This window comes from Wolbachia endosymbiont (group A) of Paraperithous gnathaulax, assembly GCF_964028485.1.
GTDB lineage: Bacteria > Pseudomonadota > Alphaproteobacteria > Rickettsiales > Anaplasmataceae > Wolbachia > Wolbachia pipientis.
Window position 1 is genome coordinate 1030750 of sequence record NZ_OZ034784.1, and the last position, 18146, is coordinate 1048895.

An 18146-nucleotide genomic window follows, 5' to 3' on the forward strand; every position below is an offset into this window, starting at 1 on the left:
GAAATTATATCATAACTTTGCGCAGAGCAAATTGCTATTTACAAAGGGATCAGGGCTGGCTAAAAGAAGTCCATGCAATAACTTCACTAAATCAAAAAGATTGTGCAAGTATGTAGCTCAACACTCCACCACACATCAAGTATTTAGTCTCAGTTGCGGTTTGTACACAGCATTTGAGTTGAATTGATTGCTTTGAATTATCCTTTCTTTTGATGATGCATTCTAGATTTCCACCTGGCACTATTTCACCTTTTATGCTTATTACCTCGCTACCATCAAATATCTTTCTGGTTATTCCATTTTGGAATATAAGTGGAAGAACACCCATGCCGACCAAGTTGGACCTATGTATACGCTCAAAGCTTTCTGCAATGACAACTTTAACCCCCAACAATAAAGTACCCTTTGCTGCCCAATCCCTACTTGAACCTGTGCCATACTCCTTTCCTGCCACAATGATGAGAGCTTCCTTGTAGCGCATTGCTGCATCAAAAATCGACATAGTTTCTTGAGAAGGAATATATTTTGTATAGCCGCCTTCGATGCTTACCATTTCATTTTTTATTCTAATGTTAGCAAAAGTCCCACGCATCATTACATTGTGGTTACCACGACGAGACCCATACGAATTAAAGTCCTGTGGCTCAATTCCAAGATTTTTTAAATATATACCTGCAGGACTACTTGAGGCAATATTTCCAGCAGGGGAAATGTGGTCAGTGGTTACGCTATCGCCAAACATTGCCAATATTTGTGCACCTTTTATATCGATTTTATTATTTTTAGGTGATAAATTATCAAAATAGGGCGGATTTTGTATGTAAGTGCTATTTGCATCCCAATTATAGATTTCACTTTTTTCACACTTTATCTTTCGCCAATGTTCATCACCAGAAAAAACATCCTTATACTTTTGTATAAACATCTCACGTGTTACCACATTTTTAACACAATCTTCGATTTCATTGTTTGTTGGCCATATATCCTTGAGATGGACGTCATTTCCATTCTTATCTTTGCATATTGAATCTTTTGTCAGATCAATTTGCACAGTACCAGCAAGTGCATATGCAACAACAAGTGGCGGAGATGCCAAGTAATTAGCTTTGACTAACGGATGAATTCTTCCTTCAAAGTTACGATTGCCAGATAAAACTGCAGCAACGGTTAAGTTTTTGTTTTTAATGCCATCTTCTATATCTTTATTAAGTGGACCAGAATTCCCAATGCAAGTTGTGCAACCATATCCAACTAGATTAAAACCCAAAGCATTTAGATCTACCTGCAATCCAGACTTTTCTAAATATTCTGTTACAACTTGTGACCCTGGAGCAAGAGAAGTTTTAACCCAAGGCTTTGATTTTAATCCAAGTTTAATTGCATTACGAGCTACAAGACCTGCAGCAATCATCACACTTGGATTAGAAGTATTAGTGCAGCTTGTTATTGCTGCAATAACTACACTTCCATCTTGGAGTTTATCGCTTTCCTTTGACTCATTAACTAAAAATGATTTAGAAAAAGACTCTGCCACTTGTGAAAGAAAAACCTTATCTTGTGGTCTTTTGGGACCAGCCATTACTGGCTCCACGCTTGATAAATTAAGCTCTAGTGTGTCAAAAAATGCTAACTCGTCACTACTACGCCACAGTCCTTGCTCTTTCGCATAAGCCTCAACTAGCTTAATCAGCTTTTCTGGCCTTCCGGTTAAGCTTAAATAATCTAGCGTTTTTTGATCAATTGGAAAAAATCCACAAGTTGCGCCATACTCCGGGGCCATGTTTGCTATAGTGGCTCTATCTGCCAAAGATAAATAATCTAAACCATCACCATAAAATTCTACAAACTTACCAACAACGCCTTTTGTTCTTAGGATATTGGTAACCATCAGCACTAAATCGGTCGCAGTTACTCCTTCCGACAATCTGCCAATTAATTTAAATCCAACTACTTCTGGAATCACCATACTAATTGGTTGACCAAGCATCACAGACTCAGCTTCTATGCCTCCAACACCCCAACCAAGAACTGATAATCCGTTAACCATTGTAGTATGGCTGTCAGTACCAACTAAAGTATCAGGATATATGACTCCATCATTATTACACACAACTTGCGCTAAATATTCAAGATTCACTTGGTGGCAAATCCCTGTGCCAGGCGGCACTACTCTAAAATTTGTGAAGGACGATTCTCCCCACTTTAAAAATTGATATCTCTCCAAATTTCTTTTTACTTCTAACTCAACATTCTTACTGAATGCGGAAACACTTCCATAACTATCTACTTGAACAGAATGGTCAATCACAAGATCAACCGGTACAGACGGATTTATATTGCTTGGGTTTCCTCCATTTTTCTTAACATAGTCCCGCATTGAAGCTATATCAACAACAGCAGGAACCCCTGTAAAATCTTGCATCAACACCCTTGCTGGTTTATAGCTAATTTCGTGATTAGTGTGTTTATTAACGCAGTCTGCTAGTACTCTTATGTCATCTAGCTTTACGTTTACTCCATCTTCATTGCGCAATAAACTTTCAAGCAGAACCTTAAGTGAGCAAGGCAATTTAGTCACATCTATTCCTAAAAATTCACTAGCACTACTTAGGCTAAAATAGTTGTATGACTTCCCGTCAATGTTTAAAGTCGTTTTTGCATTTAAAGAATTGTTCATCCTATCACACCATATTAGTTAAAATTGGAATTACTACCGTTACTTTTTTGTTGTTGACCTTGCTGCTCATACATAGTTTCAAAATCTATAGGACCTAGCATCAGTGGGGGAAATCCACCACTACTTGTAACTCTTGCAATTATTTCTCTTGCAAAAGGGAAAAGAAAAGTAGGTCCGCCAATAAACAAAGCTTGTCTTACCTCTTCCTCACTCAACTCTTTTAAATTTTCTATTGAAAAAATGCCACAATATTTCGTCTCACAAATGAAAGCTACACCATCTTTTATGCCTTCATCTTTTACCGTTGCTTTGACTTCTATATGCAAAGTAATTTCATGAAAAGATTTTTCTTCATTCACTTCTTCTTTGTTTTTCGTCCCTTCTAATTTTGCTGAATTGATATTAACCATTACATTAATATCTGGAGCTTTACTAGAAGAAAGGAATGGCGAATTCGGATTCTCAAATGATAGATCTTTAACATATTGACCGTGAATTCTCATTTTTTGTTGTGGCATTTCTTACGTCTCCTTTAATTAAGTTGAGATATTTAATACTTTCTTATATAATATATTCATTTACAAACGAATAGCAAACCTGATTATAAGTTGATATGAAAAACATATTTTCATTAATAATTAATAATGTTCGGATACTTTATATGCCAAGGAGTTGAGTTACTATGATAGAGCTTGTAATATATGCTTTATTAGCGGCGTTCATTTTTTCACGTTTGTATAATTCTTTAGGAAGGTCAGCCAACCTCAACCTAAAAAAGCTAACTAATGTATTGGATGTAAGCCGAAGTAGAGAAGATGTAGTAGAAAACATTGAGGGTTACATTGATAGCAATGATGAAAATTCAATAAAAGTTACTTATAAACAAATATTAAAAAAAAACAAAGATTTTTCTATTTCCCACTTTATAGAAGGTTCAAGCATAGCTTTTGAATTAATAATAAAATGTTTCAATCAAGGAAATTTGTCTCAGTTAAAACCACTTCTCGATAAAGACTTATATGATAATTTTGCAGAGAAGATTAAACATCGTAAAGAGGTGCACGAGTCTATAATTGTTTCTATCGTTTCACAAAAGATTTTAGAAATAAAGCTAGTAAAAAACGCAGTGTTTATTGCAGTATATTTCCTTTCAGAGCAAATTAACTTCGTTAAGAACAATGAAGGAGATATAATATCAGGTAGTACATCCACTATTAATAAAGTTGAGGATGTATGGCAATTCAAAAAAAATGTTAATTCATCAGACCCAAGCTGGTTGCTTGTTTCTATTCACTATAAAAAGACAAGTAACGATAAGACAAATGATAAGTAAGATGAGTTTTATTTGAAATGGAAAGCAAGCTACGCGAAATAGTACTTGACACTGAAACGACAGGTCTTGACACTGAATCTGGTCATCGAATTATTGAAATAGGGTGTGTGGAATTAATTAACCGCATTCCAACAGGTAAAGTATTCCATCGGTACCTTAACCCAGAAAGAGATATACCTTATCACTCGTTTAAGATTCACGGTATTAGTGAAGAATTTTTAGAAGATAAACCATTATTTTCAGATGTTGCACTTGAATTTCTTGACTTTATATCTAATGATATTTTGGTAATTCACAACGCTGAATTCGATGTTAAGTTCCTTAACATGGAGTTAAGCAAGCTGAATGCTAGGTTAATTTCCTCAGACAGAGTGCTAGATACATTACCTCTTGCGAGGAAAAAATTCGCAGGATCACCTGCTTCTTTGAATGCATTATGTAAGCGTTTTGATATATCGCTAGAGAATAGAGAATTGCACGGAGCACTAGTTGATGCTCAATTGCTTGCAAAGGTATATGTTGAACTTACAGGAGGGTTACAAACCTTTCTGTTTGATAATGAATGCAATCAGGACAGTAACTCTACATTCGTTCAGCATAAAGTACGTAATCTAACTCCCAGAGAACATTTACCAAATAGTGAAGAAATTGATGAACATAAGAAACTGTTAGACAAAATTAACAATACACTTTGGAATAAATATATTGAATAGGTTAACCAATAAAGATACAATTCAATTTTACTGAGAGCATTCTAATGGTAAGGTTTATAAGATTATTATCTAATGTGCTAGCAGCATTAGCAGTTGTTTTTTTAGGTTATTGTTATTTCACTAAAAAAGGCATATTTGCCCCAGCAGCGATTCACAACGCAGAAGTTAAGATAGGCGGAGATTTTTCTTTAATTAATCAGGACGGACAGATCTTGCGCAGTAGTGATTTTAAAGATAAATACATGATGATTTTCTTTGGGTTTTCCTCATGCAAAAGAATTTGCCCTATGAACCTTGGAATAATTTCAGAAACACTTGCAAAGTTAGATGAGAAAACTAACAACAAGCTACAAACATTCTTCATCACAGTCGATCCTGAGCGCGATAGCACGGAAAGACTTAAAGAATTTCAGCAGCAATTTGACCACAGAATACAAATGTTAACTGGTGAAAGAGAAAAAATAGACGAAGTAATTGCAAAGTATAAAGTATATGCTAGCAAAGTTGGTGGAGAAGAAGAAATCAACCATTCTTCAATAATGTACCTTATTGGCCCTGGAGGAAAATATGTTACACACTTTGCAGCTGATTTAAATTCAGACGAAAGTCAATCTGATAAGATTTTGGCTGAGATAAGAAAATACGTAAACTGAATTATAGATTTTTCTGTTAATTAGTCGAGCATGCAACTGCATGAGCATTATGATTTGAGAGCAATCTCCATGGGAAGACACACACAACTGTACGAACGTTGTAGTTTGGGAGCAATTCCCACCAGTGGGGTGTCATCCCAGTGCCCAGACACTGGGATCCAGCTTCTATGCAACTTAATTAAAAACGTTTGTTTTAGCGTAAGACAACTACCTTTAGCTCATCAGCTCAGTTATAAGCAAAATTTCTGGATTCCAGTGGGCTTTGTTGCATCGCTACTTATGAAAGGCTAACTATAGTTAGGATTATAAGTAACCTATTGAAAATCTTGTTTTTTTGCAATCAATCTGATCAAATTTAAGAATAGTAATTTATTATTTACATTAATAAATTTAATTCTATTGAAAATATCTAAAGCATTGAAATTCTTGAATTTTAGCCGGATTAGTGAGTGGTAGTGAAATTTCTTTTACTCAAATTTGGGTATTCACTGACCGTTCTTGTTATAAATACCAGAATAATAAGCTACTGATATTCTCCATCTTTTTTATCTTTAATCCATCATAGCTAGCGATGCAACAAAGCCATTCCAGTGTCAAGCACTGGAATGACATCATCTGTTGTGCAATTTACCTTCAAAAATGAATGTTCGTACAGTTATGGAAGACACATTGGAATGACACTATTTGCTGTCTTCAAAAATAAACATTCGTAAAGTTGTGCTTTTAATATGGGTTATCAGTTTAAAAATGTTGCTAATCAGCATATATGAATGTAATATTAATTAACATTCATAAACGAAGCAATACCATGGAAAATAGTTATAATGCCGATGCAATAAAAATCTTAAGGGGTCTTGATGCTGTAAGGAAACGTCCAGGTATGTACATTGGTGACACTGACGATGGATCTGGCTTGCACCACATGGTATATGAGGTTGTTGATAACGCAATAGATGAATCTTTAGCTGGGTATTGTGATAAAATTGAAGTTAGCATAAATAAAGATGGTTCAGTATCAGTAACCGACAATGGTCGTGGCATTCCAACTGACATTCATGAAGAAGAAGGAATATCAGCAGCAGAGGTAATAATGACTCAACTCCATGCTGGTGGTAAATTTGACAGCAATACCTATAAAGTTTCTGGGGGATTACATGGTGTTGGAATCTCAGTTGTGAATGCATTATCAAGCTGGTTGGAATTAATTATTTGGCGCAATAAGAAAGAACACTTTATGCGTTTTGAAGATGGTGAGTCTATTGAACCTTTAAAGGTAGTCAACGAAAATACAAACAAAAGAGGAACTAAAGTCACGTTCATGCCATCAACAGAGACTTTTAATGGCATTAATTTCAGTTACTCAACGCTTGAAAGTCGTATAAGAGAATTAGCATTTTTAAATTCAAATATCGACATTACTTTACGTGATCTGCGCAATGAACCATATACAGAATCTCATTTCAATCAGAGCAATCAATCTAAAGACAATTTTGGTACAGCAAATTTTGTGCAGTATTTAGATAAGAATAAGACACATGTAACTAAAATTGCCAGTATGAAAGGAGATGCAGAAGATCTTGGCATCAGCTTGGAAATATCGATGGAATGGAATGATTCCTACTATGAGAATATGTTGTGTTTCACTAATAATATACGGCAACGAGATGGTGGTACGCATTTGGCAGGATTTAGATCTGCACTAACTAGATGTATCAATACCTATGCAACTAATGAAGGGTTTTTAAAGAAAGCAAAAGTAAATTTAACTGGAGAGGACGTTAGAGAAGGTTTAACTTGTGTTTTATCTCTTAAGATGCCTGATCCTAAGTTTTCTTCACAAACAAAAGATAAACTAGTTAGTTCTGAAGCACGTGCAGTTGTAGAAAGTATAGTTTCTGATAAATTGAGCACAATCCTTGAAACTGATCCCAAATTGGCAGCAAGCATAGTAGAAAGAGCAATCAGGTCAGCAAAAGGAAGAGAAGCTGCAAGAAAAGCGCGCGAGCTAGTTAAAAGCAAAAACAATATTGATATTGCAACTCTGCCAGGAAAGCTTGCTGATTGTCAGGAAAAAGCTCCTGAGTTATCGGAATTATTTATAGTAGAGGGTAATTCAGCAGGTGGTACTGCAAAGCAGGGGCGTAATCGTAAAACACAAGCAGTGCTTGCCTTAAGAGGAAAAATTCTAAACGTAGAACGTGTAAGTTTAGATCGTATTTTTTCATCTGCAGAAATAGGCTCTTTAATTACTGCAATTGGTGCTGGAATAGGGAGTGAACACTTCGATATTGAAAAAGCTAGATATCATAAAATTATCATCATGACAGATGCAGATGTTGATGGTTCACATATAAGAACTTTGATTCTAACTTTCTTTTTTAGACATATGCGTGAAGTTATTGAAAAAGGTTACTTATACATAGCACAGCCACCCCTCTATAAAGTTACAAAGAATGCCAAAGACACTTATATTAAAGATGACGAAACTTTTGAAGAGTATATAATAAACTCAGCAGTTAAAAGATTAACACTAAGTGGTACAGCTACAGAATTTAACAACTTGCGCCTTATTTTGAATAAATGCGTTAGCACTTCTAATATTAGCAAAAATTATGATAGAGAAATACCACAAAATCTCTTAGAGTCATTGCTAATTTTAAGTAAAAAGAATGCTCTATCATCGGCTGATGAGATATTAAAGTATTTGAAGTTAATGTACAGCGAATACACTTGGGAAGTGGAAATAAAAGATGAAGAAAAAGAAATTCATATCTCTAAATTGTTTCAAGGATTGGCAGACAAATATATATTTGCACTTAGTATGCTTGAAGGCAAAGATATGCAAAACATATTAAGTTTGCTTGATGGTATAAGTAATTTATTTAATGGTGATTCATTTTTAAAGTCACAAGAAACTGAAATAAGAATCACTTCTCCAAGTACGCTTGCAAAAATAATAATGGACTATGGTAAAAAAGGTTTAACTCTGCAGAGATTTAAAGGTCTTGGTGAAATGAATGCTGATCAGCTATGGGATACTACGTTAAATCCTGAGGCTAGAACTTTATTAAAGGTTGAAATAAAAGATTGTGAAGAAGCTGATTCCATATTTTCAATATTAATGGGTGATATAGTTGAACCACGCCGTGATTTTATTAATAGCAATGCACTTAATGTGCATGATGTTGATATTTGAACTTTTAGCAAAATGTACGAACGTTACGGGTTTAAGCAAAGACTGTGTCATTCAAGTAGCTGACACTGGTTCCTTTATAACGGCGTCATTCCAGTGCTTGACACTGGAATCCAGGTTGCTCACAAGTAAACTAGCATAGAAAGTGGTTACAACGTTTTCGATGAGATTGCAGAAAGGCTGGATTCCAGTGTCAAGCACTGGAATGAAAGCAGTCCTACGTCATGCCGCGATTCATTCGCGGTATCTCTAGATCCCGCTAACAAGCAGCGGGATGACGGTTGTCAGGGTGTCATCCCACTACCTTCTCCTGTCATCCCAGTGCCTCCCTCCCCTGTCATCCAAGTAGCTTGACACTTGTATCTTTATGATGTGAGGCATTAGAGCTAAAATACCTCACAGGGAGGGTGAAGCTGATGCAACGCTAATGCCATTAAGGCCGAATCCCAGATTTTGCTTCCCTCCCATAGAGTTATAGCTCTTCTCATAATAATCCCAATAAGGTAAGAAGGATTTATGGTAGAGGGGTTTGTATGCCAGCAGCGTATAGTTACGACTTAAGGAAAAAAGCAATGGAAGCAATGGAAGCATTGGATGAAGGAGAAAGTAGAGCAACTGTTGCCAAGTGACCTTACCCAGAAAAAGTGGAGAGAAAGAAAGGAGTTTTTTTGGGTAAAATAAAATTTTGGAGGATTAGAAATGGTAAGAGAATATACGGCAGAATTCAAATTGGAAGCTGTTAAACTGGCAAATGAACAAAGAAAGGCAGGTCAAACAATTACAAAAATAGCAAGAGATTTAGGAATAAAGGGTGGTTTATTAGGAAAATGGATGAAGAAATATAACGAAAAAAAGTCAGCGGCAAATGCATTTCCAGGTAGAGGTAACATGGCTCCTTACGACAAAGAGAGGTTTGATTTACAAAGCAAGAGTAACAAGGGAAAGAGACATTTAAAAAAAAGCCCTGGCCAGTCAAAAAGAGTAAAATATTTTTTTATATAGTAACTGCTATAAAGTACAGGAATTATGTAGGATTTTCTGCTAGTGGCTACTATAAGTGGACCACAAGAAAAATAAGCAGTAGAGAATCAGCAAATAAAGAGCTACTCGAAGCTATTCAAAAAATATATCAAGTTTCTAAATGTAGATATGGAGCTCCTAAAATTCATGCTGAATTGAAGGCTTTGGGTAAAAGTTGCAATTTGAAAACGGTGCAAAGTATTATGCAGAAAAATGACATCAGGGCTATACTGAGAAGAAAGTTTAAAATTAAAAAACAACAAACAGATAATAGAGCTGTAGCTCCCAATATACTAGATCAAAACTTTATTGTTGATCAACCAAATAAAGTATGGGATTACTTACATCAAAACCAAGGAGGGATGGCTATATTTGGCAGCAATAATTCTCACGTATGGTAGTTAATGAGTAGTGCAATAAATAAACAATTGGTTATGAACTCTTTATTAATGGCCATTAATAGGCGTAAACCTGTTAAAAATCTACTGCTGCACAGTGACCAAGGTTCACAATATACTGCGCAAGGGTATCAATATCTCTTAGCTGTAAAGAATATAGATGAGTAATAAAGGCTGTTGTTACGACAATTCTGTTGCAGAAAGCTTCTTTAGCTCATTGAAAAGAGAAATACTTATTGATACTTCACAACACTCTGCTCAACACACTAGAACTGCAATATTTGAATACATAGAAATTTTTTATAACAAACAACGTCACTATTAACTATTGCATTCCAGAACAATTTGATGCATCATTCTTTTTGTAAAAAACATTCCGCACTTTCTCTCCACTTTTTCTGGGTAAGGTCAGTCAAACCTCCATTTTTTTTATATCAATTTATTACTTTTTTTCGGTTTGACACACTTTTTTGAACATTCCCAACGAAAAAAGAAAAACAAGGTTTAATTTTCTTTTTTATTTGCGATTTATCTATTAATTAACCGTGAAAGGTTACGTGTAATGCTTCTTCACATAATTATCAATAATTGCCTTAAATTCTTCAGAGACATTATCACCTTGTAAAGTTTTGAAATATTTGCCGTTTTTGTAGACTGCTGAAACAGGTTTTTCTCCATATCCAGGTAAGCTGATTCCCAAATTTGCGTGTTTGCTTTCTCCAGGACCATTTACTATGCATCCCATAACAGCAATGTTCATATGCTCTACACCTGGATTTTTTTTCTTCCACATCGGCATATGAGTTTTTATATAGCCATTCACCTCTTCAGTTAATATACGAAAACGATCGCTACTCGTGCGCCCACAACCAGGACATGAATTAACCTGAGGGTTAAAGTGTCGCAAGCCTATAGACTGCAATATTTCCTGACACACCACCACTTCATTAGTACGCGATTCACCAGGACGTTGAGTCAAAGAAGCCCGTATTGTATCTCCAATGCCATTTTGCAATAAATAAGTAAGCCCTGCTGCGGTATTTACCACACCTTTATTGCCCATACCAGCCTCAGTTAAACCCAAATGCAGCGCATAATTGGAAGATTTTGCAAGTGCCATATAAACTAAAATTAAATCTTGTACTTTGCTAACTTTACATGAAATGATTATTTTGTTTGAATTTAGACCAATTTCTTCAGCTTTTTTTGCACTATCAAGAGCAGACATTACAAGTGCTTTGCGCAGTATAACATCAGAAGGCCTTGAATTACTAAGCGAAGAGTTTTCATCCATCAATTTTTGCAAAAGGTATTTATCAAGACTACCCCAATTTACCCCAATTCTAACCGGAAGATCGTGCATTATTGCATACTCTATCACCCTTTCAAACTTCTCATCACGTTTGTCGCCAAAGCCTATATTGCCTGGATTGATTCTAATTTTACCCAGCATTTTGATGTTGTCTGGATAATCTTGAACTAATTTATCTAGCTCATATTGACCGCAGCCTACCAATATTTTACCGTCAAAACCTTCTTTATTTATCTCTTCTACTATATAAGGTATTGCTCTTGCTACCTCCTCTGAGTTCAAGGCAATTCGCACCAATTCTGAACCTGTACGCGCTAGTTCTGTTATCTCTTTTGCATAATGTTTTGCGCTACTTTTTATATTATCAGCATCTATATGCACGCCAAGCGCCATAGATTGTACAACTACAGGATTATTTCCGCCTATCTTTACTTTTCCAACTTCTACAACATGAGTTTTGTGCCTGGAAATCTGCGATAATTCATATGTATTATCATTCAATATCAGGTCTTTATCTAGCATATTATTAATGGCCAATATTGTGATACTATTTTACTGTGTCAGCTACACTGCCAAATGAACTTGAACCATTCAAACTATAAGCATCTACGTTATCCAAATTAGCAATAGAATCATGTGAGCACGTTCTTCTTGATGGAGTTTCTTTTATAGTGACATTTATAGGAGAAACTTTCTTTTCTCGTGTTGAAGTAACTTTCTTCTCTTCTTGTTGTTCACTTTCATGCTGCTTATTTTCATACTGGAAAACTGACTCTTGATCTATAAATACAGCACCCCTTAAACGTGCGATATTAATACCATGCTGATTTATCATAGTGCTCTCTTCATCGTCGACTATGCAAGCTTCCATGTCATTTGGCTCATTATCAAGACTAGCAATTTTTTTCTCTTTTAATTTTTTGATTAGATCTTCTTTATTTATAGCTCGATCTTGTAATTTTTTTTTCTTGAGCAATTCCCTACGCTTCTCATACAGTTTATATGACTCAGCAAAATCCTCATCTGTATGAAAGTTTGCACCACCAGGGTTACCAGGAGGTATGTATCTCTTACTGAGCTTAGATTTAGCTTCAGCACTATGCACAGTAAAAAAGCTAGAAACCAAAAACATTAATATAAATAAAATTTTAGAAAAAACCCTAAGCATATGGTGCTATAGTAAATATCGTGTTTTAAAAGATAGCAATTAACAAACTTTAAGTAAACCAGAATCTTTACTAACTTTACAATACAAATATTTTTCTAAAAAGTGATATGTTTGCTATCAAAAAAACCTACGCAGACTAAGAGAAGAGTAAGGTGTTACAAGTTGCGTAACACCTTTTCAAGAAAAGTGTTATGCAGCTATATGTTTGCAACTTTTAAGTTATTCTGTAGTTTTTCAGTACCATCGGTAGTATCTACATTACTAAGTTTTGCGTCTGGCGTATCTTTAGATAAGTCGTTTTTCTTCTCTTTATCAAGCTTAACTCCCTGATAGATACAGAATGCAACAAAAGAAGCGACCGCTATTGCGGCAACAGCACTGACTATGATACAAGTTGCCATTATTTTTTCTTGATCTGCTACTGCTTCTGTAAGTGTTTTCACTTTTTCTTCTAAACCTGTGAAGTTTTCTTGCAAGCCTGTAAGCTTTTCTTGCAAACCATCGAATTTATCGTTCAAACCGTCGAATTTACCTAATAGCTCTTTAAAATTTCCCGTGAATTCACCCGACAGTTTGATTACTTCTTGTTCCAAACCTGCGAAGTTCCCTGATACCTTCTCTAGTTCTCCCACTCTTTTTTGCAATTCTTCTATTGCTAACTTATCAAGACCCTTAAAATTATACATAATACGTTCCCACAAAGACATTTTTAACCTCCTAGCTAATTAATATATTATAATTTTACATTCCAAATGTTTAAATTATTATTAAATTAACTGTCATTATGTATTGACCTTTTAATAATTTTGTTTGACTTGCTTTTTGAAAGTGCGGAAACTTAAATTAAGGTATTACAAGATTGTTATTCAACCAATATCTCTCTTTTCCCTGAGTAATTTGGAGCGCTGACAATACCTTCCTTTTCCATTCTTTCAACGATGTTTGCTGCTCTGTTATAGCCTATTCTAAGCTGCCTTTGAATGTAACTGGTTGAAACTTTTTGATCTCTTTGAATGATGGCCACCGCTTGGTTATAGAGGTCATTTTCTTCATCCTCCGTTTCATCGTGTGACTCTGTAGAAGAATTTTCATCTTCTTTAGTGATTTCCTCCATGTAGTTTGGCTCACCTTGCATTTTCAGATGATCAACTATATCTTGCACCTCATTATCACTTACAAATGGGCCGTGAACTCGAATGATCTTACCACCAGAGGCCATATAGAGCATGTCACCCATGCCGAGCAATTGTTCAGCCCCTTGTTCGCCAAGTATTGTACGGCTATCTATCTTAGAAGTAACAGCAAAACTGATTCTCGTTGGAAAGTTCGCCTTTATCACACCTGTGATCACATCCACAGATGGGCGTTGTGTTGCCATTATGATGTGTATTCCTGCAGCACGAGCCATCTGAGCTAAGCGTTGAATAGAGCACTCTATTTCTTTGCCGGCAACAAGCATCAAATCTGCCATTTCATCCACGATCACTACAATATATGGAAATGTTTCCATCTTGATTGGTATTTTTTCAAACAGAGGTTTGCCTGTTGTTGAGTTAAAGCCAATCTGCACAACGCGCTCCAATTCTATTCCACTATTCATCGCTTCTGTGATTTTTTGATTATAGTTTATAACATTGCGTACATTCAAATACGACATCATGCGATAGCGGTTTTCCATTTCTTTCACGATCCACTTAAGAGCGACTACAGCCTTTTTTGGCTCTGTTACTACTGGCGTTATTAGATGTGGTATTGCATCATATATTGAAAGCTCAAGCATTTTGGGGTCGATCATTATCATCTTGCATTCGTCAGGACTTAATCGATAAACGAGTGAAAGAATCATAGTGTTAATCGCAACTGATTTACCAGACCCTGTGGTTCCAGCAACGAGCAAGTGAGGCATTTTAGTTAGATCTGCAATAACTGGTTTTCCACTTATTTCTTTGCCAAGCGCAATTGGAAGATTTAAGTTTGCATTTTGGTATTCTGGTGATTCAAGCAAATCACGCAGCATTACAATTTCCCGTTCCTTGTTCGGCAACTCTATTCCCATAGCATTTTGCCCACGAATTATTGAAATACGTGCAGAGAGTGCACTCATCGAACGTGCAATGTCATCTGCAAGGCCAATTACTCTTGCAGATTTCGTACCAGCTTGTGGTTCAAGTTTGTATAAAGTCACAACCGGCCCATAGCATACACTGATAATTTTTCCTTGCACGCCAAAATCACTCAGGACTTGTTCCAGCAGAGATAAATTTTTATTGCTCTCCATTTCATTCAGCTGTTTTCTCTGCAAAGACTCCTCTGCTTTGGAAAGTAAATGAATGCTTGGAAATTCGAACTCACTGAAAATTTCTTTGGTGGCTTTTTTCTGTCTTTCTTTTGGTTGTTGTTTAGTAGTGATTTTAGTTTTATGTTTTTCTTCTACTACTAATGGTGCAATTGAATACTCAGTAGTTTTATGTGATCTGAAGAATGGAACATTTACAAATAAGCAAGCTATTTTTTTACATAAGAAGAATAGAGAGTAAATTGCTCCCTTCCAACCAACAGATCCTACAAGACCTATTAATGTTACTATCACAAATACATAAAACGGGCAGTTATTAACGAGTGCATTCCCTATTATTCCACTGTGTCTGTACCTTGCTGTGATGCCTAGCGAAAGTTGTGGTAATATAGCACATACCCCTAAATTGATTAATATTAAATAGAGAATTTTCAGCAGTATTTTTGCTGACCTGAAGATCAACAAGTAAACTATGGTTGTAGCTATTGTAACACTAGTTAATCCAAGAAATTGAACCAATATATCAGCTAAATATGAACCTACTATTCCACCTAAATTTGTCACTTCCTCATTTGTAGCCGTGTTTAAGGAAGGATCTTTATAGTTATAGCTAAAAACTGATATATATATATATATTAAAAGGGATAGATATATTGCTGATTTTAGATATTTTTTTAACATCTACCTAAAGTAGTAAGCTACTGTATATTTTACAAAGTGAATTGTTATTAGCAATATCATTATAGATAAATCTAATCCGTTGAACGGTGGTATATATCTTCTAATAATCTTTAGTGGTGGATATGTCAATTGGTTCAAGATGTGCATTATGCTACTGACAGTTTCATTATATATGTTCACCATATTAAGTTTAACCAGCCAGTTTAGGACAACCCAACATATTAGAATGAAGCTATAAAGATCAAGTAACGTATTGAGTAGATATATGATTGGATGCATACATATCTATTACACGAAAGTTATATAAAAGACAAGTATTTAGCCTTTTCAAACTCAAAATGTTGTTTTTGCTGAACCAAAAAAAACTTCATTTTTTGAGCTGCGCAAAGCCACCTAAAGTAGAGAATGGACAAGGAAGGAGGGGTGTATAATATATATTAATGTTGATATTTATTTCTTATAAATATCATCTCTATGTCCTATCTCTGTGATAGTTACTATATGATCTAATTGATTTACTCTGTAAATTACACGATAGTCACTAACTCTTAGCCTTCTACATCCTTTTAAGTTATGATGTAGTGGTTCACCAAAATTTATTGGGTCAACTGTAAGACGTTCTTTTATAGCCTTTTGAACTCTTAGCCTTATTATCTTTGGAAGGTTTGGTAAATCTTTTTCAACAACACTCTTTAGAGACTTAACCTTGTAACGCTCTAATCCCACTTAATATCTTCAAAATCAACTGTTTCTGCACCTTCAACATCACGCTCATCAGAAATTTTAGATACTAAAAAATCCTCCATTTCAAGCTCAACTGCTTCTCTAAATAGTTTTCCTGCTAATTCTTGAACGGGCTGTTTAGTAAATTCAGATAATTCAGCAAGATGCTTTAAAGTTTCTTCGCTAAGAGCTATGTTAATGCCTGAATTTGCCATATGTTTTACTGAACTCTACTACTGTAACAAGTATACAACATTTTTTTTAATTTTTCAATAAAGAAAGTTGATGATACGTAAGAAAAATTTTGCCACCTGCGTTAATAAATAATTAAAAATTTAGCATATTTATCTACCCTCTATTCTATTACTTAAGTTAGACCACTTTTTTCTATTAATATTTTTTGTTTATAAAGATGAGCAGTTACTCATCACGCAGTTGATCTATGGATATAATACTACCGTTTGATAGTTTTTCAGTACATTTTTCACTTTTGTATTCTTTATCAGAGTCGATACTGATTTTGTCAAATATTAAAACATCTCCTGAAATTTTATCACGAAACTCACTAATAGCAAAAAACGGTATAGTAATTCGCTCTTGTTTTCCTTGAAAACTCAAACTGACGCTAAATTTATCCTCAGAAACTTTTAAATCATAGAATTGATGCTGTAATATAATAAGCATTTGAGTAGGGTATGACTTTTTCAAACGATCTGGCATGGTCACACCATTAAAATATGTGAAAAATAATATTTCTAAGTGAGGGATAAAACCATTACCTGATATAACATCTAAAGTCTTTTTGATAACTTGAAACTTAGCAGAATTAAGCAGTTTTTTGTAATCTGTTTGCTCCATATAACTTTCACATACGTAAATTTTGGGGAACTTCTGTTACCCGGCGTTCCCTAAACCGTGCTTTAGTAATAAACCGGTTGTGCTAAATTAAGCAGCAACACGATATTCTTCAGCAGCAAAATTATCGTTTGCATTTAAATTATGAACTCTTAGCGGTGGTGTCTAACCGAGCAAAGCTACCATCTTTACTATGCATGTCGATCCTTAATCGCCCCCGTATAATTAAAAAACATGGTGGAGGCGCCGAGTACTGCCCTCGGGTCCAATACACCTATTACAAGGTAATTTTATTGCTATAGTACACAAAATGTACATAGCTATTATATAGCAACATTAAATAAATGTCAAGATATTATGACCTTAAGTTGATTTATTGCTAAAACAAAATTAATATTCCCAGTAAAAAATTCTGTGCTCTTAACCTGACACATATGGCTTTTTGAATACTCCCAATGAAAATATTTATAAATAAATATTTACTCTTCTTTTTTATTGTTTTTAGGTTTTTCTTGATCAACCATTTCTCCACCGATCTCTTTTATTTTTAGTATCAACGACTCTGGTACATACATGTCAATTACTTCTTCTGCTGTCACAAATAAAGCCTGATAAGAGTGTGAATTTATTATCCAATTAGGCAATATGTCTTCTGCTTCTATTTTATACTCTCCCTCTTTTTTGTCATATACTGTGTAGCAATATAAGTGCACAGCAAAAAATAATACATAAGAGAGCAATATTCCTTTAAGCACTCCGAGAAAGATTCCAGTAACTCTATCGATAAACCCCAACCTTATGGGTGATAATATGTACATTAGCCAGTTATTTATTATCATGAATATAAGATTAAGTATAATAAATACAGAGATTGTAGAAAGTATGTTTAGTGTAACTTTAGAATCAAAATATTTACTATAATTTGGAGCGAAAAAATCATAGTGATTAGCTGTCAGAAAGACCGATAAAAATAGAAACATTAGTGCGCATAGCTCTTTTATAAAGCCTCTAGTTACCGAGATTATTACGCATAGAACAACAATGAAGATAATTAGGCTATCGAAAAGCATGTTTTATATCTATATGGTTTTCAAGATATAATAGTTGTAAATAACAAGGTTGTA

The 18146-nt window shown here is 34.9% G+C and carries 20 protein-coding genes and 1 other RNA gene; 9 read left to right on the plus strand and 12 right to left on the minus strand.

Translation table 11 applies throughout. The features are described from left to right. Positions 1-91: 91 nt before the first annotated feature. Both acnA and secB read right to left on the minus strand, forming a co-directional pair. Positions 92-2677, minus strand: a complete 2586-nt coding sequence (gene acnA / locus ABWU74_RS05505) for an aconitate hydratase AcnA (RefSeq protein ID WP_353289264.1) — start codon at positions 2675-2677, stop codon at positions 92-94. Between the two features lie 14 nt (positions 2678-2691). Then, positions 2692-3195 carry a protein-export chaperone SecB gene (secB, locus tag ABWU74_RS05510; protein ID WP_353289265.1) on the minus strand — a complete coding sequence of 168 codons (504 nt, stop codon included), beginning with the start codon at positions 3193-3195 and terminating at the stop codon, positions 2692-2694. Positions 3196-3359: 164 nt separating this feature from the next. Between secB and ABWU74_RS05515 the strand changes: the two genes are divergently transcribed. From ABWU74_RS05515 to ABWU74_RS05560, 9 genes are all read left to right on the plus strand, one after another. After that, positions 3360-4010: a Tim44/TimA family putative adaptor protein gene (locus ABWU74_RS05515; protein ID WP_010962367.1), complete on the plus strand. Its 651-nt coding sequence runs from the start codon at positions 3360-3362 to the stop codon at positions 4008-4010. 17 nt (positions 4011-4027) lie between these two features. Further along, positions 4028-4723, plus strand: a complete 696-nt coding sequence (gene dnaQ / locus ABWU74_RS05520; protein WP_010082574.1) for a DNA polymerase III subunit epsilon — start codon at positions 4028-4030, stop codon at positions 4721-4723. A gap of 44 nt (positions 4724-4767) precedes the next feature. Beyond that, complete coding sequence (locus ABWU74_RS05525) at positions 4768-5376, plus strand: SCO family protein (protein ID WP_010962368.1); 609 nt, start codon at positions 4768-4770, stop codon at positions 5374-5376. Between the two features lie 30 nt (positions 5377-5406). Continuing rightward, positions 5407-5667: a hypothetical protein gene (locus tag ABWU74_RS05530; protein ID WP_010962369.1), complete on the plus strand. Its 261-nt coding sequence runs from the start codon at positions 5407-5409 to the stop codon at positions 5665-5667. Between the two features lie 517 nt (positions 5668-6184). Next, positions 6185-8572 carry a DNA topoisomerase (ATP-hydrolyzing) subunit B gene (gene gyrB, locus ABWU74_RS05535; protein ID WP_010962371.1) on the plus strand — a complete coding sequence of 796 codons (2388 nt, stop codon included), beginning with the start codon at positions 6185-6187 and terminating at the stop codon, positions 8570-8572. Positions 8573-9268: 696 nt separating this feature from the next. Continuing rightward, a complete protein-coding gene (locus tag ABWU74_RS05540) occupies positions 9269-9571 on the plus strand; it encodes a transposase (protein WP_209472831.1) in 303 nt (100 codons plus the stop codon). Positions 9572-9693: 122 nt separating this feature from the next. Beyond that, on the plus strand, positions 9694-9990 hold the full coding sequence (locus ABWU74_RS05550; protein ID WP_094189604.1) for an IS3 family transposase: 297 nt from the start codon (positions 9694-9696) through the stop codon (positions 9988-9990). A gap of 3 nt (positions 9991-9993) precedes the next feature. Continuing rightward, positions 9994-10155 (plus strand): DDE-type integrase/transposase/recombinase, encoded by a 162-nt coding sequence (locus tag ABWU74_RS05555; RefSeq protein WP_010082071.1) that lies wholly within the window; start codon positions 9994-9996, stop codon positions 10153-10155. Then, on the plus strand, positions 10148-10312 hold the full coding sequence (locus ABWU74_RS05560) for an IS3 family transposase (RefSeq protein ID WP_084741697.1): 165 nt from the start codon (positions 10148-10150) through the stop codon (positions 10310-10312). The genes ABWU74_RS05555 and ABWU74_RS05560 overlap by 8 nt, the downstream gene beginning before the upstream one ends. 228 nt (positions 10313-10540) lie before the next feature. On the opposite strand, the gene ispG is transcribed toward ABWU74_RS05560, so the two are convergent. The 10 genes from ispG to ABWU74_RS05610 all read right to left on the minus strand — a co-directional run bounded on the left by ispG (position 10541) and on the right by ABWU74_RS05610 (position 18092). Further along, entirely contained in the window at positions 10541-11821 is a 1281-nt protein-coding gene (ispG, locus tag ABWU74_RS05565; protein WP_070356735.1) for a flavodoxin-dependent (E)-4-hydroxy-3-methylbut-2-enyl-diphosphate synthase, read from the minus strand. Positions 11822-11846: 25 nt separating this feature from the next. After that, complete coding sequence (locus tag ABWU74_RS05570) at positions 11847-12467, minus strand: TRP75-related protein (RefSeq protein WP_070356736.1); 621 nt, start codon at positions 12465-12467, stop codon at positions 11847-11849. Positions 12468-12664: 197 nt separating this feature from the next. Then, entirely contained in the window at positions 12665-13174 is a 510-nt protein-coding gene (locus ABWU74_RS05575; protein WP_209472690.1) for a hypothetical protein, read from the minus strand. A 155-nt stretch (positions 13175-13329) separates the two neighbouring features. Further along, positions 13330-15444: an FtsK/SpoIIIE family DNA translocase gene (locus tag ABWU74_RS05580; RefSeq protein ID WP_209472688.1), complete on the minus strand. Its 2115-nt coding sequence runs from the start codon at positions 15442-15444 to the stop codon at positions 13330-13332. Beyond that, positions 15445-15723 carry a YggT family protein gene (locus tag ABWU74_RS05585; protein ID WP_006279515.1) on the minus strand — a complete coding sequence of 93 codons (279 nt, stop codon included), beginning with the start codon at positions 15721-15723 and terminating at the stop codon, positions 15445-15447. A 171-nt stretch (positions 15724-15894) separates the two neighbouring features. Continuing rightward, entirely contained in the window at positions 15895-16170 is a 276-nt protein-coding gene (locus ABWU74_RS05590; RefSeq protein WP_209472686.1) for a type II toxin-antitoxin system RelE family toxin, read from the minus strand. Then, the gene (locus ABWU74_RS05595; protein ID WP_006279415.1) at positions 16161-16382 is read right to left on the minus strand and encodes a hypothetical protein; all 222 of its coding nucleotides are present in this window, start codon (positions 16380-16382) and stop codon (positions 16161-16163) included. The genes ABWU74_RS05590 and ABWU74_RS05595 overlap by 10 nt, the downstream gene beginning before the upstream one ends. Before the next feature lie 205 nt (positions 16383-16587). Then, on the minus strand, positions 16588-17025 hold the full coding sequence (locus ABWU74_RS05600) for a ClpXP protease specificity-enhancing factor SspB (RefSeq protein ID WP_006279412.1): 438 nt from the start codon (positions 17023-17025) through the stop codon (positions 16588-16590). 21 nt (positions 17026-17046) lie between these two features. Then, positions 17047-17377: a transfer-messenger RNA gene (gene ssrA, locus ABWU74_RS05605) on the minus strand. 124 nt (positions 17378-17501) lie between these two features. Then, positions 17502-18092 carry a CvpA family protein gene (locus tag ABWU74_RS05610; protein ID WP_010962383.1) on the minus strand — a complete coding sequence of 197 codons (591 nt, stop codon included), beginning with the start codon at positions 18090-18092 and terminating at the stop codon, positions 17502-17504. Positions 18093-18146: the final 54 nt, after the last annotated feature.

Excerpts from the sequence above, each read along its gene's own strand:
- acnA (WP_353289264.1), bottom strand. The coding sequence starts at position 2,677 with ATGAACAATTCTTTAAATGCAAAAACGACTTTAAACATTGACGGGAAG.
- secB (WP_353289265.1), bottom strand. The coding sequence starts at position 3,195 with ATGCCACAACAAAAAATGAGAATTCACGGTCAATATGTTAAAGATCTA.
- ABWU74_RS05515 (WP_010962367.1), top strand. The coding sequence starts at position 3,360 with ATGATAGAGCTTGTAATATATGCTTTATTAGCGGCGTTCATTTTTTCA.
- dnaQ (WP_010082574.1), top strand. The coding sequence starts at position 4,028 with ATGGAAAGCAAGCTACGCGAAATAGTACTTGACACTGAAACGACAGGT.
- ABWU74_RS05525 (WP_010962368.1), top strand. The coding sequence starts at position 4,768 with ATGGTAAGGTTTATAAGATTATTATCTAATGTGCTAGCAGCATTAGCA.
- ABWU74_RS05530 (WP_010962369.1), top strand. The coding sequence starts at position 5,407 with ATGCAACTGCATGAGCATTATGATTTGAGAGCAATCTCCATGGGAAGA.
- gyrB (WP_010962371.1), top strand. The coding sequence starts at position 6,185 with ATGGAAAATAGTTATAATGCCGATGCAATAAAAATCTTAAGGGGTCTT.
- ABWU74_RS05540 (WP_209472831.1), top strand. The coding sequence starts at position 9,269 with ATGGTAAGAGAATATACGGCAGAATTCAAATTGGAAGCTGTTAAACTG.
- ABWU74_RS05555 (WP_010082071.1), top strand. The coding sequence starts at position 9,994 with ATGAGTAGTGCAATAAATAAACAATTGGTTATGAACTCTTTATTAATG.
- ABWU74_RS05560 (WP_084741697.1), top strand. The coding sequence starts at position 10,148 with ATGAGTAATAAAGGCTGTTGTTACGACAATTCTGTTGCAGAAAGCTTC.
- ispG (WP_070356735.1), bottom strand. The coding sequence starts at position 11,821 with ATGCTAGATAAAGACCTGATATTGAATGATAATACATATGAATTATCG.
- ABWU74_RS05570 (WP_070356736.1), bottom strand. The coding sequence starts at position 12,467 with ATGCTTAGGGTTTTTTCTAAAATTTTATTTATATTAATGTTTTTGGTT.
- ABWU74_RS05575 (WP_209472690.1), bottom strand. The coding sequence starts at position 13,174 with ATGTCTTTGTGGGAACGTATTATGTATAATTTTAAGGGTCTTGATAAG.
- ABWU74_RS05580 (WP_209472688.1), bottom strand. The coding sequence starts at position 15,444 with ATGTTAAAAAAATATCTAAAATCAGCAATATATCTATCCCTTTTAATA.
- ABWU74_RS05585 (WP_006279515.1), bottom strand. The coding sequence starts at position 15,723 with ATGCATCCAATCATATATCTACTCAATACGTTACTTGATCTTTATAGC.
- ABWU74_RS05595 (WP_006279415.1), bottom strand. The coding sequence starts at position 16,382 with ATGGCAAATTCAGGCATTAACATAGCTCTTAGCGAAGAAACTTTAAAG.
- ABWU74_RS05600 (WP_006279412.1), bottom strand. The coding sequence starts at position 17,025 with ATGGAGCAAACAGATTACAAAAAACTGCTTAATTCTGCTAAGTTTCAA.
- ABWU74_RS05610 (WP_010962383.1), bottom strand. The coding sequence starts at position 18,092 with ATGCTTTTCGATAGCCTAATTATCTTCATTGTTGTTCTATGCGTAATA.